This window comes from Brevundimonas sp., from assembly GCF_036405315.1.
Classification (GTDB): Bacteria; Pseudomonadota; Alphaproteobacteria; order Caulobacterales; family Caulobacteraceae; genus Brevundimonas.
In genome coordinates, this window is the sequence record NZ_DASWXW010000179.1 from 1 (window position 1) to 19962 (window position 19962).

Genomic DNA, 19962 nt, shown 5'->3' on the forward strand with positions numbered 1-19962 from the left:
GGCCAGGGTGGCAAAACGATCGAACAGAACGCGGACATCAACGTCACGCCGTTCGTCGACATCATGCTGGTGCTGCTGATCATCTTCATGGTCGCCGCGCCGCTGGCCACCGTGTCGATCAAGCTGGACCTGCCGCCGGCGACCCCGCCGTCGCCGACCGACAAGCCCAAGGAACCCGTGTACATCACGATCCAGGAATCGGGCAGCATCTACATCGCCGAGAAAGAAACCTCGATCGCGACCCTGCCGGCCGACGTCTGCTCGGCTCAGGCCGTGGCCACGGACTGCCGCGAAGAGCGCGTCTTCGTCCGCGCCCAGGCAGAGGTGAAGTACAACCAGTTCATGGAAGTCATGAACAAGCTTCAGGAAAACGGCTTCTACAAGGTCGGCCTTCTGAACGAAGACATCGAGTAGGACTTACCTCCGCTCTCATGAATCAGGGCCGTTCCTCCGGGAGCGGCCCTTTTTCTTGGCCTGAACGCCATCGCGTGCTTGCCCCCGACGCAAGGCCGGTCCTTGATGCGGTCCACCAGTTTTCGGGGGAGTCACACCATGCGTCGCCGCACCTTCCTGTCCACCCTGCCCGCAGGCGCCCTTCTGGCCGGAGCCGGATCGGTCGCCGCCCAGACCACGACCCCGACGACCAGGATGACAGCCGCCCCCTCGCCTCGCCCGGCCGACCCTTACGCCGGGGTCGGCATCGGCGACCGGGTGACGGGGCCCAAGTTCGTCGGTCGCTCGACGGTCTGGGGCGCCAATGGCGCGGCCGCCACGGCCCACCCCGCCGCCACCCTGATCGGTCTGGACACCCTGAGGCGCGGCGGCTCGGCCATCGACGCCGCCATCGCCATCAACGCCGCCCTGGGCTTCCTGGAGCCGACCGCCAACGGCATCGGCGGCGACGCCTTCGGCCTGATGTGGGACCCGGCGCAAAAGAAGGTCGTCGGCTTCAACGGTTCGGGAAACAGCCCGCGCGGCCTGTCGCTGGCGACCGCGCAGTCCAAGGCCGGCCCCGACGGCTATCTGCCCAAATACGGCGCCGTGACCGTCAACGTGCCCGGCACGGTCGACGCCTGGTGGAGCGCCCACCAACGCTACGGCAAGCTGCCGTGGAAGGACGTCCTGATCCCCGTCGCCGAACTGTGCGAACAGGGCGTGCCCATGCCCTCGGTCATCGCCTGGTATCTGGAACGCAACATGGCCGGTTTCGACCGCGCCAGCGCCCAGATCGAAGAGAACGACAACCGCAAGAAGGTCTGGCGTCCGCACGGACGCACGCCGAAGACGGGCGAGGTCTTCGCCAACCCCGACCTGGGCCGCACCTACAGGATGATCGCCGAGGGCGGTCGCGACGCCTTCTATGACGGGGCCATCGCCGACCACATCGAACGCTATTTCAAGCGCATCGGCGGCTGGATGACCCGCGCCGACCTGGCCGCCCACCGCACCGAATGGGTCGAGCCGCTGATGACCACCTATCGCGGGGTCGAGGTCTATTCTCTGGGGCCGAACACCCAGGGCCTGTCGACCAACCAGATCCTCAACATCTGCGAGCAGTTCGACCTGAAAGGCATGGGCTTCCAGTCCGCCGCCTCCATCCACGTCCAGGCCGAGGCCAAGCGCCTGGCCTTCGAAGACCGCGCCCGCTACTTCGCCGACGAACGCTTCGCCAAGGCCCCGACCGAATGGCTGAACTCCAAGGCCTACGCCGCCGAGCGGGCGAAGCTGATCAACCCGAACCGCGTCATGGACCGCGTCTTCCCCGGCGACGCCCCGACCCAGGGCGACACCACCTATTTCAGCGTGGCCGACAAGGACGGGATGATGGTCAGCTGGATCCAGTCCAACTATCGCGGCATGGGCTCGGGCCTGACGCCCGACGGCCCGGACGGCGGCACCCTGGGCTTCATGTTCCAGGACCGGGGCGAGCTGTTCGCCCTGAGCGACGGCCACCCCAATGTCTATGCGCCCGGCAAGCGGCCCTTCCACACCATCATCCCCGGCTTCGCCTGCAAGGACGGCGAGCCGTGGATGGCCTACGGCGTCATGGGCGGCGGGATGCAGCCGCAGGGCCAGGCCCAGATCATCATCAACATGGTCGACTACGGCCTGGACCCGCAGGAGGCCGGCGACAGCCCCCGCTGGCAGCACTACGGCTCCTCCGAACCGACCGGCCAGCCCGCCGAGGGCGTGGGCAAGCTGCACCTGGAATCCGGCGTGCCCGAAGCCACCAAGCAGCAGTTGACCGCCATGGGCTGGGACCTCGGCCCGCCCGACGGCGGCTTCGGCGGCTATCAGAACGTCATGAAGCAGATCAACGAACAGGGCCGCTGGACCTACGGCGCGGCGACCGAGATGCGCAAGGACGGCAACGCCCTGGCCTATTGATCGGACCTATTGAGGAAGACCCGATGATCGCGCCCCTGCTGGCCGCCGCCGCCCTCGCTGCGCCTTCCGCCTGCACGCCCGTTCCCGGCGTCGAGGCCCTGTGGAAGGATGAAATCCGCTACGTCGTCGTCGGCGAGATGCACGGCACGACCGAGACGCCCGCCGCCTTCGCCGACCTGGTCTGCGCAGCGCGGGACAAAGGGCCGGTGACGGTCGCGCTCGAGTTCTCGGAGGGCATGCAGCCCATGCTGGACGCCTTCATGGCGGCCGAGAGCGACGAAGCGGCCCGCGCGATCCTGGCCGCCTATCCGCACGGTCCCTTCGTCCACCACGACGGGCGCGGCAGCGTGGCCATGCTGGACCTGCTGCTGCGTCTGCGCGCGATGCAGCGCGAGACACCCAGCCTCAAGGTCGTCGCCTTCGCGCCCGACAGCCCGCGCGTTCAGGGCTTCAGCCAGTCCTACTATGACCTGGACATGGGCCACCGGCTGGCGACCGCCGCCCGCAAGGCGCCTGACAGCCGGATGCTGGTTCTGGTCGGCAACATCCACGCCCAGAGGAAGACGATCGAACGCATGAGCCTGACGCCCGCCGTCGTCCACCTGCCGTCCGCTGAAGTCGTCAGCCTCTATGTCGTTCAACAGGGCGGAATGTCCTGGAACTGCCGTAGCGACGGCTGCGGCCCCGCCCCCCTGCCAGCATCCTACGACGAAGCGGCGCGCGGCGTGATCGTCCAGCCCTATGGCGACGGCGCCTTCGACGGCGTCCTGGCGCTCGGCCCGACCACCGCCTCCGAACCCGCCAAGCCTTGACCTGACGCCGCGTCAATCGCCTAGAGTTCGTTTCCAAACAGGACGGACCCGATGACCGAGCTCGTGACCCGCGACTTCACCGCCCCGGCCGCCGACGGCTATCCGCTGTCGATGCGGCTGACAGCGGCGGCTGAGCCGCGTCTGGCCGTGCTGGTCTCGTCCGGCACCGGCTTTCCCAAGGGCTTCTATGAGCGGTTCGCCCGGCATCTGGCCGAGCGCGGGGCGGCGGTGCTGACCTATGACTTTCGCGGCATCGCCGGGTCGCGGCCCGATGACCTGGCGGCCATGAGCATGGACTATCCCGACTGGGGCCGGCTGGACATGCCCGCCGCTCTGGACGCCCTGATCGAAGCGGCGCCGGGCCTGCGCGTGGTTCATGTGGGCCACAGCGTCGGCGGGCATTTCCTGGGCTTCATGCATAATCAGGACCGCATAGAGCGTCACGCCTTCGTCTCGGTCGGCACCGGCTGGTGGGGCGGGCACCACCGCAGCTACAACCCGCTGGAGCTCTTCTTCTGGCTGGGTTTCGGCCCGTTCAGCCTGATGCGGCACGGCTATATCAAGGGCGGCGGCCTGTGGGGCGGGACCGACCTGCCGCGCGGGGTCTTCACCACCTGGCGGCGCTGGTGCCTGAAGCGGGAGTATTTCTCTCGCGAGCTGGAGACGAGCCTGCGGCCGCATCATTATGAGGCGGTGACGGCCCCGATCCGCTCGTGGATCTTCACCGACGATCCCATCGCCACGCCCAATACGGCGCGCGATCTGTTGACCGTCTATCCCCAGGCCCCGTCCGAGATCAGCCTCCACGCTCCGGGCGATTTCAACGCACGGCGCATCGGCCACGAGGGCGCCTTTCGCAAGGGGATGGAGCCTTTGTGGGACCGGATTTTCCACTGGCTGGACAATGGCGACGCCTGAAACGGCGCCTATATCGAACGCTCCCTGACCGCGCGGAGCCGACCCATGCCCTATTCCGACCAGCCGACCATCATCGCCTCGGGCGTGGAGATCCCGCTTCTCGGCTTCGGCACCTGGCAGCTGGAGGCCGAGGACGCCCGGCGCATGGTCCGTGAGGCCCTGCGCATCGGCTATCGCCATATCGACACGGCCTGGATCTACAAGAACGAGAAGGCCGTGGGCGACGGCATAGCCGACGCCGTGGCCGAGGGGATCGTGGCCCGGGACGACGTCTTCGTCACCACCAAGATCTGGGTCGAGCATTTCACCGAGGACGCCCTGCTGCGTCAGGCCGAAGAATCGGCGACCAGCCTGGGCCTGACGCCTGACCTGCTGCTGCTGCACTGGCCCAAGCCGACGCCGGCGCTGGAGGAGACCATCGGCGCCCTGAACGCGGCGCGGGAACAGGGCTTCACGCGCCACATCGGCCTGTCGAACTTCCCCTCGGCCCTGTTCCGCGAGGCGGCCGCACTGTCGCAGGCGCCGCTGATCACCAATCAGGTCGAGTATCACCCCTATCTGTCGCAGAAGACGCTGATCGAGACGGCGCGCGAACTGGGTTCGTCCATCACCGCCTGGTCGCCCCTGGCCCAGGGTCAGATCGCCGACGACGCCGTGATCGGCGATATCGCTAAAACGCACGGCAAGACTAACGGCCAGGTGACGCTGCGCTGGATCATCCAGCAGGGCGTGGTCGCCATTCCACGCACGGCCAAGGAGAGCCGCGCGGCCGAGAATTTCGACATCTTCGACTTCGAACTGTCGGCGGACGAGATGGCCCGCATCTCCGGCCTGGACCGGCCCGACGGCCGCCTGGGCGACTGGCTGGACGCCGCCTTCCAATGGGATCAGGATGCCTGACCTGAGAGCGTCATAGGACGCCAGCGTCGGGGAGGACGCCATGGGTTCGGTTCTGGGCTTTCCGGGGATTGACCCGATGGACGCCGTCGTCGGCGCCCGCATCCGGCGCTGGCGCGACCATCGGGGCGTCGCGGCCGATGATCTGGCCGCCGCCCTCGACCTCACGCCCGAGGCCCTGCGCCGCATCGAGGCGGGTCGCGAGCATCTGGATTCCGCCGGCATCGACGCCGCCACCCGCGCTCTGCGCCTGCCGGTGTGGGCGCTGGCGGCCGACCGGCCCGAATACTGATGGCCCGCCTCTATCGCGCCGCCTTCGCCTGCGTCGGCTGGTTCGCGCTGATCCTGCAATATTGGCTGATGATCAGCGGCAATCCGCAGATGGGCGCGGGCGAGTTGACGCTGAACTTCTTCAGCTACTTCACCATCCTGTCGAACCTTCTGGTCGCCCTGGCCCTGACGGCGCCGGCCGTGGCGCCGAACAGCCGTCTGGGGCGCTGGTCGCTCAGCGAGGGGGTTCGTGCGGCGGTGGCCATGTATATCGTCGTGGTCGGCCTGACCTATCACTTCCTGCTGGCCGGCATCTGGGACCCGCAGGGCTGGGCCCTGCTCGCCAACAACCTGCTGCACTACGTCATGCCCGCCGCCTTCGTGGTCGACTGGCTGGCCTTCACACCCAAGGGGCGGCTGCGCTGGGTCGATCCGGCCAAGTGGCTGGTCGTGGTTCTGATCTACGGCGGCTGGACGCTGGCGCACGGCAAGCTGAGCGGCTGGTGGCCCTACTGGTTCGTCGACGTGGACACGCTGGGGCTGGGCAAGGCCATGATCTATTTCGCGGGCCTGCTGGCCTTCTTCCTGATCGTGGGCCTGATCGTCGTGGCGATCGATCGCACCTTCGGACGGCGTGACAGACGGCTCGCGTCCGCCTAAGCCTCACCGCATGGCCTACAAGTCCCTGCGCGATTTCATTGCGACCCTCGAAGCCGACGGCGAACTGGTCCGCGTTTCGGAGCCCGTCTCCACCCATCTGGAGATGACCGAGATCCAGACTCGGTTGCTGCGCAACGGCGGACCGGCGGTCCTGTTCGAGAAGCCGGTCATGCCCGACGGCTCGATCAGCCCCATCCCCTGCCTGGCCAACCTGTTCGGCACGGTGAAGCGCGTCGCCATGGGCGTGACGCTGGAGGGCAAGACCCGCACCACGGCCGGCGAACTGCGCGAGGTCGGCGAACTGCTGGCCTTCCTGCGCAACCCGACGCCGCCGCGCGGCTTCGGGGACGCCATGGAGATGCTGCCCCTGGCCCAGACCGTCATGTCCATGCGGCCCAAGACGGTGAAGAAGGCCCCGGTTCAGGAAGTCGTGCTGAAGGGCGATCAGATCGACCTGACCGCCCTGCCCATTCAGGGCTGCTGGCCCGGCGAGCCGGCGCCGCTGATCACCTGGGGTCTGGTCGTGACCAAGGGACCGTCGGACGAGCGCGAGGACGACTTCAACCTGGGCATCTATCGGATGCAGGTCCTGGGCAAGGACAAGGCTGTCATGCGCTGGCTGGCCCACCGCGGCGGCGCCCAGCACTACGCCCGGCACAAGAAGGCGGGCAAGCGCGAGCCCCTGCCCTGCGCCGTCGTTCTGGGCGCCGACCCCGGCACCATCCTGGCCGCCGTGACCCCGGTGCCGGAGACCCTGTCGGAGTATCAGTTCGCGGGCCTGATGCGCGGCTCCAAGGCCGAACTGGTCCCGTGCAAGACCGTGCCGCTGATGGTCCCGGCCCAGGCCGAGATCGTGCTGGAAGGCCACGTCCTGCTGGACGAGTTCGAGGACGAAGGCCCCTACGGCGACCACACCGGCTATTACAACTCGGTCGAGAAGTTCCCCGTCTTCCAGGTCAACGCCATCACCATGCGCAAGGACCCCATCTATCTGACCACCTTCACCGGCCGTCCGCCAGATGAACCGTCCGTGCTGGGCGAGGCGCTGAACGAGGTCTTCATCCCGCTGATCCGCCAGCAGTTCCCCGAGATCACCGACTTCTGGCTGCCGCCCGAGGGCTGCAGCTATCGCATCGCCGTGGTGTCGATGAAGAAGGCCTATCCGGGCCACGCCAAGCGCGTGATGATGGGCTGCTGGAGCTATCTGCGCCAGTTCATGTACACCAAGTGGATCATCGTGGTGGACGACGACATCAACGCCCGCGACTGGAAGGACGTCATGTGGGCCGTCTCGACCAAGATGGACCCGGCGCGCGACATCACCGTCATCGAGAACACCCCCATCGACTATCTGGACTTCGCCAGCCCCGAGAGCGGGCTGGGCTCCAAGATCGGTCTGGACGCCACCGACAAGTGGGAGCCGGAAACCAAGCGCGAATGGGGCGAGGAGATCCGCATGGACGAGGCCGTGGTCGAGCGGGTCAACGACCTCTGGGACCGCCTGGGATTGCCGGGCGACAAGACGCCCATCTGGAAATAGGTTGAGCCGTTAGCAGCGCCGGGGGGCCGCAAGTGAGCGCTTTCGAGTTCTTCTTCAGCTCAGAGCCGTTGTGGATCGGCGTCGCCGTCTTCGTCGCGGGAACGGCGACGGCGGCCTTCGCGCCTTGGCGCAGAGTGGCGGTCGGCGCCCTGGCCGTGGTCCTGCTCTACAGCCTGTGGCAGATGGCCCGGTCGGCAGCGGCCCTTGCGGCGGTCGGCGGCTGGTCCATTGTGACGGGGGCTTGAACCGCAGGGCAGTTCAGAAAGCGACGTTTCTCAAAATGTGTCTGAAATGCGATTTTCAGATGACGGGGCTGTAATCTCGTCATAGCCTTCCTGCTTCCAGTCGCCGGAGGCAAGATGACCCGCGTTCTCCCTATCCTTCTCGCCGCTCTTCTCGCCACGCCCGTCGTCATGACTGCGCCTTCGCCGGCTGACGCCCAGGTGCGTGTCGGAGCGGGCGCCATGAACCGGACCCCATCGCGCCCCCGCCCGCGCCTTAGCCAAGCTGAGCAGAATCGCCTCGATGCCGCTCACGACGAGGTCTCCGAACTCGACGTGAAGATCGCCGACCTCCAGGACGCCGACACGGCTGGAACCCTGACCGAAGCCCAGCGCGAGGAATGGCGGACCCACAACGACCGACGCCAGGAACTGCAAGAAACCATTGATCGACTGGAAGCCAAACGCCGCCGCGGCTGACAGCAGACTTGCAAGCGAGGCCGCGACGACGGAAGACAGGGATCATGCGTATCAGCCTGTTCCTCGCCGCCATCGCGGCGCTCGCATCGAGTCCCGCCATGTCCCAGACCCCGACCTCTGTTTCCAACGTCGCGCCGTGGGACCAGGCGTTTCTGCCGCCCGCGCCCGCGTGGAGCGGCGCATCCAGGGCCCTGCTGCGCGACGCCTCCGACCCGTGGGTCACGGCCTTCGAGGCCGATGCGGCGCATGACTTCTCGCCCAGCTACGCCGACACCCGCGCCTGGTTCGACCGGCTGGACGCGGCCAGCGATCTGATCCGCATCGAGCAGTTCGGCGTCTCGCCGGAAGGCCGTCCCCTCTACGCGGTGATCGCGTCGAAGGACGGCGCGACCCTGGACCCGTCCAAGCCTGTGTTGCTGGCCCAGGCCGGCATCCATCCGGGTGAAATCGACGGCAAGGACGCGGGCATGATGCTGCTGCGCGACATGGCCTTCTACGGCAAGGACGGCCTGCTGGACCGCGCCAACCTGATCCTGATCCCCATCCTGAGCGTGGACGGGCATGAGCGAACGAGCGCCTATTCCCGCCCCAACCAGCGCGGGCCGCGCAATCAGGGCTGGCGTCACACGGCGACCAACCAGAACCTGAACCGCGACTTCATGAAGCTGGATCAGGCCGAAATGCAGGCCGTCATGGGCCTGATCCACAAGTACAATCCCGATCTCTACGTCGACATCCACGTCACCGACGGCATCGATTATCAATACGACGTCACCTACGGCTACAATGGCGAGGACGGCGTCTGGAGCCGCAGCCCGGCCATCGCCCGATGGCTGGACGACGCCTTCAAGCCCGACATGAACGCCGCGCTGGAAGCCCAGGGCCACATCCCCGGCGAACTGGTCTTCGCCATCGACGACCGCGATCCCAAGAAGGGCATGAACGACGGCGGTCTGGGCGAGCGCTATTCGAACGGCTGGGGCTCGGCGGCCCACGTCCCGACCATCCTGATCGAGAACCACAGCCTGAAGCCGCACGAGCAGCGGGTGCTGGGGACCTATGTCTTCCTGGAAGAAGCCCTGAAGCTGCTGGCCGACAAGTCGCAGACCCTGCGCGCCGCCATCACCGCCGACCGCGCCCTGCGCCCCGCCGAACTGCCCGCCAACTTCGTCGGCGACGAGCAGCCGACGCGGATGCGCCCGTTCAAGGGCATCCTCTACGAGACCTACGACAGCGCCGCCTCGGGCCGTCCCGAACTGCGCTGGCTGGGTCAGCCGGATCCGGAGCTGTGGCAGGTGCCCTACTTCGGCTCGCACCCGACCCTGACGCTGAAGCGCCCGACCGCCTACTGGGTGCCGTCCTATCGCGCCGACATCATCGAGCGGCTGCGGACCCACGGCGTGCAGATGGAGACCCTGACCGCGCCGCGCACCGTCGCCGTCGACATGCTGCGCCTGGTCGATCCCAAGGTCTCGGCCCGCACCAACGAAGGCCATGTGCCGATCACGGTCGGCGAGGTCCGTCCTGAGGCGAAAGACTGGACCTTCCCCGTCGGTTCGGTGCGCGTGCCGACCGATCAGCCGATGGGCGACGTCGCCATCCTGCTGCTGGAGCCGCAGTCGTCCGAGAGCTTCTTCTCCTGGGGCATGTTCCCCGAGGTGCTGAACCGCGTCGAATACATCGAGGCCTACGCCATCGCCCCCCTGGCCGAGAAGATGCTGGCCGCCGACCCGGCGCTGAAGGCCGAGTTCGAGGCCAAGCTGGCGGCCGAGCCCGCCTTCGCCGCCGACGGCGACGCGCGTCTGGCCTGGTTCTACGAACGCACGCCCTTCTATGACCAGCGTTTCCGCCTGTATCCGGTCGGGCGGGAGAACTGAGCATGGTCCCGTCGATTCAGGCCGCCGCCCTCTGGGGCGGATTGCTGATCCTGACCCTGCTGGTCCTGTCCAGCGTCGTGGTCAGCCGGCGGCGTCGGTTCATGATCGAGTTCGGCGACGGGGGGAATCCCGAGATGACCCCTGCGGTCCGGGCCTTCGGCAACGCCGCCGAGTATGTGCCCGCCGGCATCTGCGGCCTGATCCTGCTGGCCTTTGTCGGCGCGCCGCCCCTGCTGATCCACGGCGTCGGCGGCGTGTTGTTCGCGGGCCGGGTCATCCACGGCCTGGGTCTGCTGTTCCAGAAGGGGCCCTCGCTGGGCCGGGTGACGGGCATGGTCCTGACCTGGCTGGCCCTGCTGGTGGCCGCCGTCAGCCTGATCGCCTGGTCGGTGATCTGAGCCTTCTTGTTGCGATGCGGGGGCGGGTCCGCCATATCGGGGCATGTCCGATAAGACGCCCTCCCCCGACATCCTGTCCGATCTGGTCGCCGCCGCGCTGAAGGCCGGCGCCGACGCCGCAGAGGCGGTCTCGGCCCACCGCGCCTCCCTGTCCGTCGGCGTGCGCAACGCCGAACTGGAAGAGGTCGAGCGCGAGGAGGCCCGCGACCTGGGCCTGCGCGTCTTCATCGGGCGGCGTCAGGCGACGGTCTCCGCCTCCGACCTGTCCGACGCGACCCGCGCCCGCCTGGTCGAGCGCGCCGTGGCCATGGCCAGGCTGGCCCCCGAAGACCCCTATGCCTCGCTCGCGCCGCAGGACCGCCTGGCGCAAGGTCCGCACGCCGACCTCGACCTGTTCGACCCGTCCGAACGCACCGCCGAGGCCCTGGAAGCCGCCGCCGCCGAGGCCGAGGCCGCCGCGCTTGGCGTCGCGGGCGTGTCCAAGTCCGAGGGCGGTCACGCCTCCTGGTCGGCCAGCGAATGGCGACTGGTCACTTCGCACGGCTTTGACGGTCGTCATAAGGGCAGCGCCTTCTCTCTGGGCGTCGGCGTCATCGCTGAAAAAGATGGGGCCATGGAGCGCGGCGGCGAAAGCCGTGCCACCCGCTACCTGTCCGACCTGCCGGGCGCCGCCGAGATCGGCCTGAAGGCGGGCGAGCGCGCCGCAGCCCGCGTCGGGCCGCGCAAGATCGCCTCGACCGCCGCCCCCGTCATCTTCGAGAACCGCGTCGCCACCCAGGTTCTGTCGCCGCTGCTGGGCGCCGTTTCCGGCCCGGCCATCGCCCGCGGCAGCTCCTTCCTGAAGGACAAGCTGGGCCAGCGGGTCCTGCCCGTCGGCGTCGACCTGATCGACGATCCCTTCCGCCCGCGCGGCCTGGGTTCGACCCCGTTCGACGACGAGGGCGTGGCGGTCGAGCGGCGCAACATCGTCGAGGACGGCGTCATCACCACCTGGCTGCTGAACACCGCCGCCGCCGCCCAATTGGGGATGGCCTCGACCGGCCACGCCTCGCGCGGCCTGGCGGGACCGTCGGGCGTCTCGACCCACAACCTGCATCTGGCGCCGGGCGAGCGCGACAAGGCGGGCCTGATGGCGGATGCCGGGTCGGGCCTGCTGATCACCTCCATGTTCGGCCCCTCGCTGAACGCCAACACCGGCGACTGGTCCGCCGGGGTGTCCGGCTTCTGGTTCGAGGACGGCCAGCTGGCCTATCCGGTCAGCGAAGTGACCGTGGCCGGCAATCTGATCGACCTCTACGCCCGCCTGACGCGCGGATCGGATCTGGAGTTCCGGGGTTCCTTCAACAGCCCCTCCCTGATGTTCGACGCGGTGGCCATCGCCGGAAAATGACCGACCTTCTGTCTGACCTCGAACTGATCCGCGACGCGGCCCTGGCCGCCGGTCGGCTGGCGCTCGAGCATCGCGAGGCGGGGCTGAAGGTCTGGTCCAAGGAGGGCGGCTCGCCCGTCACCAGCGCCGATCTGGCGGTCGACCAACTGCTGAAGGACGCCCTGCTGACCGCCCGGCCCGACTACGGCTGGCTGTCTGAAGAGACGGCGGACAACGCCGCACGCCTGACGAAAAAGCGCATCTTCGTCGTCGATCCGATCGACGGCACCGTGGCCTATATGAAGAACAAGCCGTGGTGGTGCGTGCCCATCGCCGTGGTCGAGGACGGCCGCCCCGTCGCCGCCGTCATCCACGCCCCCATGCTGGGCGAGGTGTTCGAGGCCACCCTGGGCGGCGGCGCCCGGCTTCAGGGCCGCCCCATCAGCGCCTCGGACACCGACACCCTGGAAGACGCCGAGCTTCTGGCCGACGCCCGGCTCATGGAGGCGCGCGAATGGGCCGAGCCCTGGCCGGAAATGCGCTTCACCAAGCGCAACGCCCTGGCCTACCGCATGGCGCTCGTCGCCGCCGGCGCCTTCGACGCCGCCATCGCCATCAGCCCCAAATGGGACTGGGACGTCTGCGCCGGATCATTGATCGCCGAGGAGGCCGGAGCGAGAGTCAGCGACCATATGGGCCGCACCTGGCGATTTAATCGCCCTGATCCGCGACAAACCAGCCTGATCTGCGCCGCGCCGGCCCTTCACCCGTTGATCGTCAGGCGCACAGCGCCTATCCCGCTGGCCATCTGACCTCCTTTCGCAATGGATTGCCCGCTCCATGGCTGACGCCCACGACCCCCAACTGCTTCACCTCGTCATCGGCGGCGAGATGCGCCACCCGGCCGAGCCGGTCTTCCGCGACCTGTCCAAGGTCGAGTTCGTCGGCGCCTATGGCAATTATGACGAAGCCAAACAGGCCTGGAAGGCCCGCGCCCAGGCCACCGTCGACAACGCCCACATGCGCTACTTCATCCTGCACGCGCACAAGCTGATCGACCCGCGCAGCGACGTCTAAGGCTCAAGCGCGCCTCACGGCGCCGTTTCGGAACCGCACAGGCGGCTGGCGCGCTTTCTCGTCAGCCGCCTTTGGCGTTTCTGAAAGGACCCGATCGACATGACCCCCACCCTGATCGTCCTGCTGCTGGTGATCGCGGCCGTGGTCGCGATCGTCTGGGTGGTGCGACGTCAGCCGCCCCACGCCCCGCGTCCGGGCGAAGACCAGGACACCGCCTGGAACGACCCCATCACCCCCGCTGAAACCCACCATCATCACGCCCACGATCCGGAGCCCCGGCCATGACCCTGTTCGGCTACGACCTCGACGGTCAGCAGATCGCGGCCCTGGTGTCGCTGCTGGCGGTTCTGGCGCTCTGGCTGGTCGTTCTGGGACGCGAGCGCGGCTATGCGCGCTGGTTCCGTCAATGGGAGGCGGACCGCAAGGCGCGCCGCGACGCCGAACTGGCCCAGCACGGTCAAGGCCCCAAGCGCGGCCCCTGGGGCTGACGCCTATTCGCGCTTGAGCAGGCGGTCGACGACCAGCTTGCCCCACCAGCCGGCCTTGAACTCGGCGCGGATCGCCTTGGGATCATAGGCGTCGCCGGCGACCCAGTCCTCGAAGCTGACGCCGGTCGGCTCGACCTCGGCGACATACTTCTCCAGCACATAGTCCAGCACCCCGGTCAGCCCCTCGCGGCTGTGCAGGGTGCGCTTGCCCAGTTCCGTCATGGCCGCCGAGATCGGCTCGCCCAGGTGGAAGTGGCGATACAGCACCGCCATCATCCCCGCCCGGTCCGCGCCGGACTTGCAGTGGATCAGGGCCGGATACTCGATGGCGCCAAACAGTTCGCGCGCCCGGTCGATGCGGTCGCGCCCCGGCGGATCGCGCGAATCCAGCGGGGCGTCGATCAGGGTCAGGCCCAGCCGCTCGCAGGCGTCCTTCTCCAGCCAGTAATAGGCCTCGTCGCGCTGACCGCGCAGGTTGATGACGGTCTTGATCCCGCGCCTTCGCCAATAGGCCAACTGCCCCGGCGAGGGCTGATTGGTGCGCACCAGGTCGGGGCCCAGCCAGTGGGCGTTGGTGAATGCCGTACGCAGGAAGGCGTGATCAGCCCAGAAATAGGACCAACGCGCCTTGAACCGGCCCATCAGCGTCGTCAGATCATAGCGCGCCATATGCCGCAGATAGCGACGAATCCGCACCGCGTCACCCACAGCCTTCGCCGTGCGGCTTGACTTGGCGCCCGTCCCGTTCGACCGAGAGCCGATGACCACGCCCGCTGCCGACCAGGTTGAACCGCTTCGCCCCCTGATGGGCCGGATCTGGCGCGACTATCTCTCGCGGCACAAGGCGGCGCTGTTCACCTCGATGATCTGCGCGGCCCTGGCGGGCGGATTGTCGGCGGCGCTGCTGAAGCTGCTGGAGCCGGCGATCAACGGATTGTTCGTGCAGCAGGGCGCGCCGATCCGCCTGTGGGGCGTGTTCGACATTCCGCCGGACAAGGCCCTGCTGTTCATCCCTCTGGCCATCGTCGCCGTCGCCGTCGCCCGCACCCTGGCTTCACTGGGGCAGGCCGCCCTGGTCAACCGCCTGGGCCACGGCATCGTCGGCGACATCCAGGTGCGGCTGTTCGCGGGCATGATCCGCGCCGACCTGTCGCGTCTGCGCAGCCAGCATTCCGGCGCCTTCGTCTCGTCGGTCCTGTTTGACGCCAACATGGTGCGCGAGGCCTTCACCTCTGGCGTGGTCAACTACACCCAGCACGCCCTGACCCTGGTCGCCGTGATCGCGTCGATGGCCTTCATCGACTGGCGGCTGACGCTGATCGTCCTGCTGGGCGTGCCGGCGGTCAGCCTGATCCTGCGCCGCTTCGGTCGCAAGACGCGCAAGGCCGCGCGCGGAGCCATGACCGAGACCGAGAACCTCTCCACCGCCCTGATGGAGAATCTCGACGGCGTGCGCCTGATCAAGATCGAGAACCGCGAGGCGGCCGAGGAGGCCCGCGTGGCCGAGGTCGTGGGGCGCCGCCAGCGCCACATCATCAAGGGCGCCGACGCCCGCGCCTTCGCCGGTCCGTCCAGCGACCTGGTGGCCATGGGCGTGGTCGCCGCCGTCATGGCCTATGCCGGGTTCCGCGCCCAGTCGGGCGACATGACCGTGGGCGGGTTCGCCGCCTTCATCGGCCTGCTGCTGGCCGCCGGACAGTCCCTGCGTCAGGTCACGAACCTGGCCACGGTGATGAGCGAGGGCCTGACCGCCGCCCGCCGTCTGTTCGCCTCGCTCGACATCGAGCCCGAGATCCGCGAGGCCGCCGACGCCGCCGACCTGCCCGACGGCCCGCTGACCGTGGCGCTGGACCATGTCTCCTTCGCCTACGGCGGCGAAGGCGGCGCGCCGACCCTGTCGGACGTCTCCATCAGCGTGAAGCCGGGCGAGACCGTCGCCCTGGTCGGTCCCTCGGGCGGGGGCAAGTCCACCATCCTGTCGCTGCTGCCGCGCTTCTACGACGTCACCGAGGGGGCCGTGACCGTCAACGGCCAGGACATCCGCGGACTGAAGCTGCAGTCCCTGCGCGAACGCATCGCCCTGGTGACGCAGGAGCCCTTCCTGTTCGACGACACCATCGCCGCCAACATCGCCTATGGCCGCAGGGGCGCGACCGCCGAGCAGATCATCGAGGCCGCGCGCTCCGCCGCCGCCCACGACTTCATCGCCGCCCTGCCCGAGGGCTACGCCACCCGCGTTGGCGAGGCGGGAATGCGTTTGTCGGGCGGCCAGCGCCAGCGCATCGCCATCGCCCGCGCCTTCCTGAAGGACGCCCCCATCCTGCTGCTCGACGAAGCCACCTCGGCGCTCGACACCGAGAGCGAGGCCCTGGTCCAGGCCGCGCTGGAGCGTCTGATGGAGGGCCGCGCCACCCTGTTGATCGCCCACCGCCTGTCGACGGTTCAGAACGCCGACCGAATCTATGTCGTCGAGGCCGGCCGCGTCGTCGAGAAGGGCGCCCACGCCGCCCTGATCAAGAAGGGCGGCCTCTACGCCCGCCTGGCCAGGCAGCAATCGCTGGACGGCCCGCCGCCCGCCGCCGCTTCGTCCCTGCCCGACGAGACCGGCGCATGAGGCCGCTGCGCAACCCGGTGGTCCAGACCTCCGTGGCCTGGCTTCTGTCGGAATGGATGCGGCTCTGCTTCGCCACCATCCGCTGGACCCATGAAAACGAACAGGTCGCCGAAGAGGTCTGGGCCGAGGGCGGCGGCGTCCTGTGCGCCTTCTGGCACTCGCGCATCGCCCTTGGGCCGGTCTGTTGGCCCATGCAGCGGGCGCAGTCGGTCAAGGGGCTGGTCTCGCTGAGCGCCGACGGCGAGTTCATCGCCAAGGCCGTGGCGCGCCTGGGCATTCCCGCCGTGCGGGGGTCCTCGGCCAACAAGGACAAGGCCAAGCAGGCCAAGGGCGGCACCCAGGCCCTGCGCGACGGCCTCAAGCAGTTGAAGATCGGCGCCCTGGCGGTGACGCCGGACGGTCCGCGCGGCCCGGCGCGTCAGATGGCCGAAGGTCTGCCCCTGATGGCGAAGATCTCGGGCGCGCCTGTCCTGTTCATCGGCCTGTCGTGCAAGCCGGCGATCCGGCTGAACAGCTGGGACAAGGCCGTCCTGCCCCTGCCCTTCGGCAAGGGCGCCGTCGTCTGGGACAAGGCCTGGTATCCTGAAGGCGCCGAGTTGTCCGAGGTCGCCGCCGACTGGACCGAACGCCTGACCGCGGTCGAGGCCCGCGCCGACGCCCTGACCGGACTGGAGCGCGTCTGAGCGTGATCTTCAGCCCCGCCCTGATCGCCTATCGCCTGCTGACACGGTTGATGGAGCCCCTGGCCCCTCGCCTGCTGGACGCCCGCGTCAAGCAAGGCAAGGAGGACCCGCAGCGCGTCGACGAGCGCCTGGGGCTGGCCGGCGTCGCACGGCCCGACGGACCGCTGATCTGGATTCACGGCGTCAGCGTCGGCGAGGCCCTGTCCATCCTTCCCCTGGCCGAGCGCATCAGGAAGGACCGGCCCGACGTGACCGTCTTGGTCACGACCGGCACGCTGACATCCGCGCAGATTCTGGCCCAGCGCCTGCCGCCCGGCGTCATCCATCAGTTCGCCCCGGTGGACGGCCCCTCGGCGGTGGCCGCCTTCCTCGACCACTGGCGACCCACCATCGGCGTCTTCGTCGAAAGCGAGCTGTGGCCCAATCTGCTGACGGCGGCGAAGAAGCGCGGCGTCGCCCTGGCCCTGGTCAGCGCCCGCATCACCGACAAGACCGCCGAGGGCTGGAAGAAGGCGCCCGGCATGGCCCGCGCCCTGACGGCCTGTTTCGCCCATGTCTGGCCCCAGGATCAGGCCAGCGCCGACCGGCTGACGGCGCTCGGCGCCCGCGTCGACGGTCAGGTGAATCTGAAGCTCTCGGGCGAGCCCCTGCCCTATGACAAGGGCGAGTTCGGCCGCCTGTCGGCGCTGATCGACGACCGCCCCGTCGTCGTCGCCGCCAGCACCCACGAGCACGAGGAAATGGCCATCGTCGGGGCGCTGGACCATCTGGCCGATCGCCTGTTCCTGATCGTCGTCCCGCGCCATCCCGACCGCGCCGACGAGATCGCCCGGTCGCTGAGCCAGGACGGCTACAGCTTCGCCCGGCGCAGCCTGCGCCAGCCGATCACCGACGACACCGACATCTATCTGGCCGACACGCTGGGCGAACTGGGCCTGTTCATGCGCCTGGCCGACGTGGTGGTCATGGGCGGCTCATTCGCGCCCGCGCTCGGCGGCGGCGCCGTCGGCGGGCACAATCCGCTGGAGCCGGCGCGTCTGGGCAAGCCCATAGTCACCGGCCCCGACGCCAGCAACTGGACGGCGGTCACGCGAATGCTGAAACAGTCCGGCGGCCTGCTCTCGGTGCTGTCGCCCGCCGAACTGCCGGGCATCGTCGGCCCCCTGTTGGCCGACCCCGACGCCGCTCGCGACATGGGCGAGCGCGCCCGCCGCGCCGCCGCCGAGGCCGCCGCCGGGCTGGACCGGCTATGGCTGGCGCTGCAGGCGCACCTGCCCGCCGCCCCCTCGCGAGGCCGCCGATGAAGCTGAACACGCCCCGCTGGTGGTACAGCCGCGACCGCCGGCACGCCCCGGTGGCGCGGATGCTGCTCAAGCCCGCCTCATGGATCTGGGCCGGCGTCACCGCCCGCCGCATCGCCAGCGCTGCGCCCGTCGATCCCGGCGCGCCCGTCGTCTCCATCGGCAATCTGACGGTCGGCGGTTCGGGCAAGACCCCGATCGCGCGCGAGGTGCTGCGCCTGCTGCACGCACAGGGGATCAAGGCCGCCGCCCTGTCGCGCGGCTATGGCGGCACGCTGCAAGGCCCGGTTCAGGTCGATCTGGCCGTCCACACCGCCGCCGACGTCGGCGACGAACCGCTGATGCTGGCCCAAGACGCCCCCGCCTGGATCGCCCGCGACCGCACGGCCGGAGCCAGGGCCGCCGTCGCTGCGGGCGCCGAGGCCCTGGTGCTGGACGACGCCCACCAGAACCCAGCGCTGAGGAAGACCCTCAGCCTGATCGTGGTCGACGGCGAGACGCGCGGCGACGAATGGCCCTTCGGCGACGGTTCGGTCTTCCCGTCAGGCCCGATGCGCGAGCCGCTGAAGGCCGGTCTGGCCCGCGCCGACGCGGTGGTCATCCTGCTGCCCGCCGACCTGGCCGAAGCGGACCCGGAACTGGTCGCGACCTTCGACGCCCTGCCCGTCTTCATCGCCCGGCTGGAGCCCGCCGCCGCACCGCCGTCGGGACCCCAGGTCGGCTTCGCCGGCATCGCCAAGCCGTGGAAGGTCGAACGCTCGCTGATCGCCGCCGGCTGCGACCTGAAGGACTTCGTCCCCTTCCCCGACCACGCCGCCCTGACGGAGCGCGACTTCGCCCTGCTGACGGATCGGGCGGCCCTTTTCGACGCCGGGCTGGTCACGACCGAGAAGGACTGGGTGCGCCTGCCGCCCGAATGGCGTGGAAGGATCCGCGCCTGGCCTGTCCTCGCCCGGTTCGAGGAGGAGGCGAGGTTCGCGGAGTTTCTAACCGCCGCCCTGATCCGCCGGCCTCACGTCTCATCGTCCACCAGCTGACGTGACTTCCCTGCCCCTTCGGGCTAAAGCCTGAGCAAATTATTCCGGCTCAGGAGACTACCCCATGGCGCGCATCACGCTGCGACAGTTGCTCGATCACGCGGCGGAGAACGACTACGGCCTGCCCGCCTATAATATCAACAACATGGAGCAGGGCCTGGCGATCATGGAGGCGGCTGACGCCGTCAACGCCCCGGTCATCATCCAGGCCTCGCGCGGCGCCCGCAGCTACGCCAACGACATCGTCCTGGCCAAGCTGATCGACGCCCTGGCCGAACTGTATCCGCACATCCCGGTCTGCATGCACCAGGATCACGGCAACGGCCCGGCCACCTGCGCCACCGCCATCCAGTACGGCTTCACCTCGGTGATGATGGACGGCTCGCTGGAAGAAGACGCCAAGACCCCCGCCTCCTACGAATACAACGTCGACGTCACCCGTCGCGTCACCGAAATGGCCCACGCGTGCGGCGTCTCGGTCGAGGGCGAACTGGGCGTGCTCGGCTCGCTGGAGACCGGCATGGGCGAGGCCGAAGACGGCCACGGCTTCGAGGGCAAGCTGGACCACTCGGCCCTGCTGACCGACCCCGATCAGGCTGTCGACTTCGTGCGCGCCACCAAGGTCGACGCCCTGGCGATCGCGATGGGCACCAGCCACGGCGCCTACAAGTTCAGCCGCAAGCCGGACGGCGATGTCCTGGCCATGAACGTGATCGAGGAAATCCACCGCCGCCTGCCCGACACCCACCTGGTCATGCACGGCTCGTCCTCGGTGCCGCAGGACCTGCAGGACATCATCAACGCCTACGGCGGCCAGATGCCCCAGACCTGGGGCGTGCCGGTCGAGGAGATTCAGCGCGGCATCAAGCACGGTGTGCGCAAGATCAACATCGACACCGACAACCGCATGGCCATGACCGGCGCGGTCCGCA

At 68.8% G+C, this 19962-nt stretch carries 24 protein-coding genes; 22 read left to right on the plus strand and 2 right to left on the minus strand.

What is annotated here, in order from left to right; all coding sequences use genetic code 11:
- The 9 genes from VGE49_RS11080 to VGE49_RS11120 all read left to right on the plus strand — a co-directional run.
- On the plus strand, positions 1-414 hold a 414-nt coding region (locus VGE49_RS11080; RefSeq protein ID WP_331034610.1), incomplete at its 5' end, for a biopolymer transporter ExbD.
- Between the two features lie 138 nt (positions 415-552).
- On the plus strand, positions 553-2388 hold the full coding sequence (locus VGE49_RS11085) for a gamma-glutamyltransferase family protein (RefSeq protein WP_331034611.1): 1836 nt from the start codon (positions 553-555) through the stop codon (positions 2386-2388).
- A 23-nt stretch (positions 2389-2411) separates the two neighbouring features.
- Positions 2412-3200 carry a TraB/GumN family protein gene (locus VGE49_RS11090; RefSeq protein ID WP_331034612.1) on the plus strand — a complete coding sequence of 263 codons (789 nt, stop codon included), beginning with the start codon at positions 2412-2414 and terminating at the stop codon, positions 3198-3200.
- 51 nt (positions 3201-3251) lie between these two features.
- A complete protein-coding gene (locus VGE49_RS11095) occupies positions 3252-4118 on the plus strand; it encodes an alpha/beta hydrolase family protein (RefSeq protein ID WP_331034613.1) in 867 nt (288 codons plus the stop codon).
- 45 nt (positions 4119-4163) lie between these two features.
- Complete coding sequence (locus VGE49_RS11100) at positions 4164-5018, plus strand: aldo/keto reductase (RefSeq protein ID WP_331034614.1); 855 nt, start codon at positions 4164-4166, stop codon at positions 5016-5018.
- A 40-nt stretch (positions 5019-5058) separates the two neighbouring features.
- A complete protein-coding gene (locus VGE49_RS11105; protein WP_105562921.1) occupies positions 5059-5307 on the plus strand; it encodes a helix-turn-helix domain-containing protein in 249 nt (82 codons plus the stop codon).
- A complete protein-coding gene (locus VGE49_RS11110) occupies positions 5307-5945 on the plus strand; it encodes a Pr6Pr family membrane protein (protein WP_331034615.1) in 639 nt (212 codons plus the stop codon). Before VGE49_RS11105 ends, VGE49_RS11110 begins: the two co-directional genes overlap by 1 nt.
- Positions 5946-5955: 10 nt before the next feature.
- The gene (locus VGE49_RS11115; protein ID WP_331034616.1) at positions 5956-7485 is read left to right on the plus strand and encodes a UbiD family decarboxylase; all 1530 of its coding nucleotides are present in this window, start codon (positions 5956-5958) and stop codon (positions 7483-7485) included.
- Between the two features lie 32 nt (positions 7486-7517).
- A complete protein-coding gene (locus tag VGE49_RS11120) occupies positions 7518-7730 on the plus strand; it encodes a hypothetical protein (RefSeq protein WP_331034617.1) in 213 nt (70 codons plus the stop codon).
- Positions 7731-7760: 30 nt separating this feature from the next.
- Here the strand turns inward: VGE49_RS11120 and VGE49_RS11125 are convergent, their stop codons facing one another.
- Positions 7761-8021, minus strand: coding sequence for a hypothetical protein (locus VGE49_RS11125; RefSeq protein ID WP_331034618.1), 261 nt, complete (start codon positions 8019-8021; stop codon positions 7761-7763).
- 21 nt (positions 8022-8042) lie between these two features.
- On the opposite strand from VGE49_RS11125, the gene VGE49_RS11130 reads away from it, so the two are divergent.
- From VGE49_RS11130 to VGE49_RS11165, 8 genes are all read left to right on the plus strand, one after another.
- On the plus strand, positions 8043-8186 hold the full coding sequence (locus VGE49_RS11130; RefSeq protein WP_331034619.1) for a hypothetical protein: 144 nt from the start codon (positions 8043-8045) through the stop codon (positions 8184-8186).
- 44 nt (positions 8187-8230) lie between these two features.
- Positions 8231-10063 carry a M14 family metallopeptidase gene (locus tag VGE49_RS11135; RefSeq protein WP_414643642.1) on the plus strand — a complete coding sequence of 611 codons (1833 nt, stop codon included), beginning with the start codon at positions 8231-8233 and terminating at the stop codon, positions 10061-10063.
- A gap of 2 nt (positions 10064-10065) precedes the next feature.
- Positions 10066-10461, plus strand: coding sequence for an MAPEG family protein (locus tag VGE49_RS11140; protein ID WP_331034620.1), 396 nt, complete (start codon positions 10066-10068; stop codon positions 10459-10461).
- Between the two features lie 43 nt (positions 10462-10504).
- A complete protein-coding gene (locus tag VGE49_RS11145) occupies positions 10505-11851 on the plus strand; it encodes a TldD/PmbA family protein (RefSeq protein ID WP_331034621.1) in 1347 nt (448 codons plus the stop codon).
- Positions 11848-12642: a 3'(2'),5'-bisphosphate nucleotidase CysQ gene (locus VGE49_RS11150; RefSeq protein WP_331034622.1), complete on the plus strand. Its 795-nt coding sequence runs from the start codon at positions 11848-11850 to the stop codon at positions 12640-12642. Before VGE49_RS11145 ends, VGE49_RS11150 begins: the two co-directional genes overlap by 4 nt.
- A 28-nt stretch (positions 12643-12670) precedes the next feature.
- On the plus strand, positions 12671-12907 hold the full coding sequence (locus tag VGE49_RS11155) for a DUF4170 domain-containing protein (RefSeq protein ID WP_331034623.1): 237 nt from the start codon (positions 12671-12673) through the stop codon (positions 12905-12907).
- Between the two features lie 99 nt (positions 12908-13006).
- Complete coding sequence (locus VGE49_RS11160; protein WP_331034624.1) at positions 13007-13192, plus strand: hypothetical protein; 186 nt, start codon at positions 13007-13009, stop codon at positions 13190-13192.
- Positions 13189-13395: a hypothetical protein gene (locus VGE49_RS11165; protein ID WP_331034625.1), complete on the plus strand. Its 207-nt coding sequence runs from the start codon at positions 13189-13191 to the stop codon at positions 13393-13395. The genes VGE49_RS11160 and VGE49_RS11165 overlap by 4 nt, the downstream gene beginning before the upstream one ends.
- Before the next feature lie 3 nt (positions 13396-13398).
- On the opposite strand, the gene VGE49_RS11170 is transcribed toward VGE49_RS11165, so the two are convergent.
- Positions 13399-14064, minus strand: coding sequence for a protein tyrosine phosphatase family protein (locus VGE49_RS11170; protein WP_331034632.1), 666 nt, complete (start codon positions 14062-14064; stop codon positions 13399-13401).
- A gap of 91 nt (positions 14065-14155) precedes the next feature.
- Between VGE49_RS11170 and VGE49_RS11175 the strand changes: the two genes are divergently transcribed.
- The 5 genes from VGE49_RS11175 to fba all read left to right on the plus strand — a co-directional run.
- The gene (locus VGE49_RS11175; RefSeq protein WP_331034626.1) at positions 14156-16009 is read left to right on the plus strand and encodes an ABC transporter ATP-binding protein; all 1854 of its coding nucleotides are present in this window, start codon (positions 14156-14158) and stop codon (positions 16007-16009) included.
- Complete coding sequence (locus VGE49_RS11180; protein ID WP_331034627.1) at positions 16006-16692, plus strand: lysophospholipid acyltransferase family protein; 687 nt, start codon at positions 16006-16008, stop codon at positions 16690-16692. Before VGE49_RS11175 ends, VGE49_RS11180 begins: the two co-directional genes overlap by 4 nt.
- A 2-nt stretch (positions 16693-16694) precedes the next feature.
- On the plus strand, positions 16695-17996 hold the full coding sequence (locus tag VGE49_RS11185) for a 3-deoxy-D-manno-octulosonic acid transferase (RefSeq protein WP_331034628.1): 1302 nt from the start codon (positions 16695-16697) through the stop codon (positions 17994-17996).
- Positions 17993-19030 carry a tetraacyldisaccharide 4'-kinase gene (gene lpxK, locus VGE49_RS11190; protein WP_331034629.1) on the plus strand — a complete coding sequence of 346 codons (1038 nt, stop codon included), beginning with the start codon at positions 17993-17995 and terminating at the stop codon, positions 19028-19030. Before VGE49_RS11185 ends, lpxK begins: the two co-directional genes overlap by 4 nt.
- Before the next feature lie 64 nt (positions 19031-19094).
- Positions 19095-19962 (plus strand): class II fructose-bisphosphate aldolase (fba, locus tag VGE49_RS11195; RefSeq protein ID WP_331034630.1); only part of this gene is annotated, 868 nt, incomplete at its 3' end.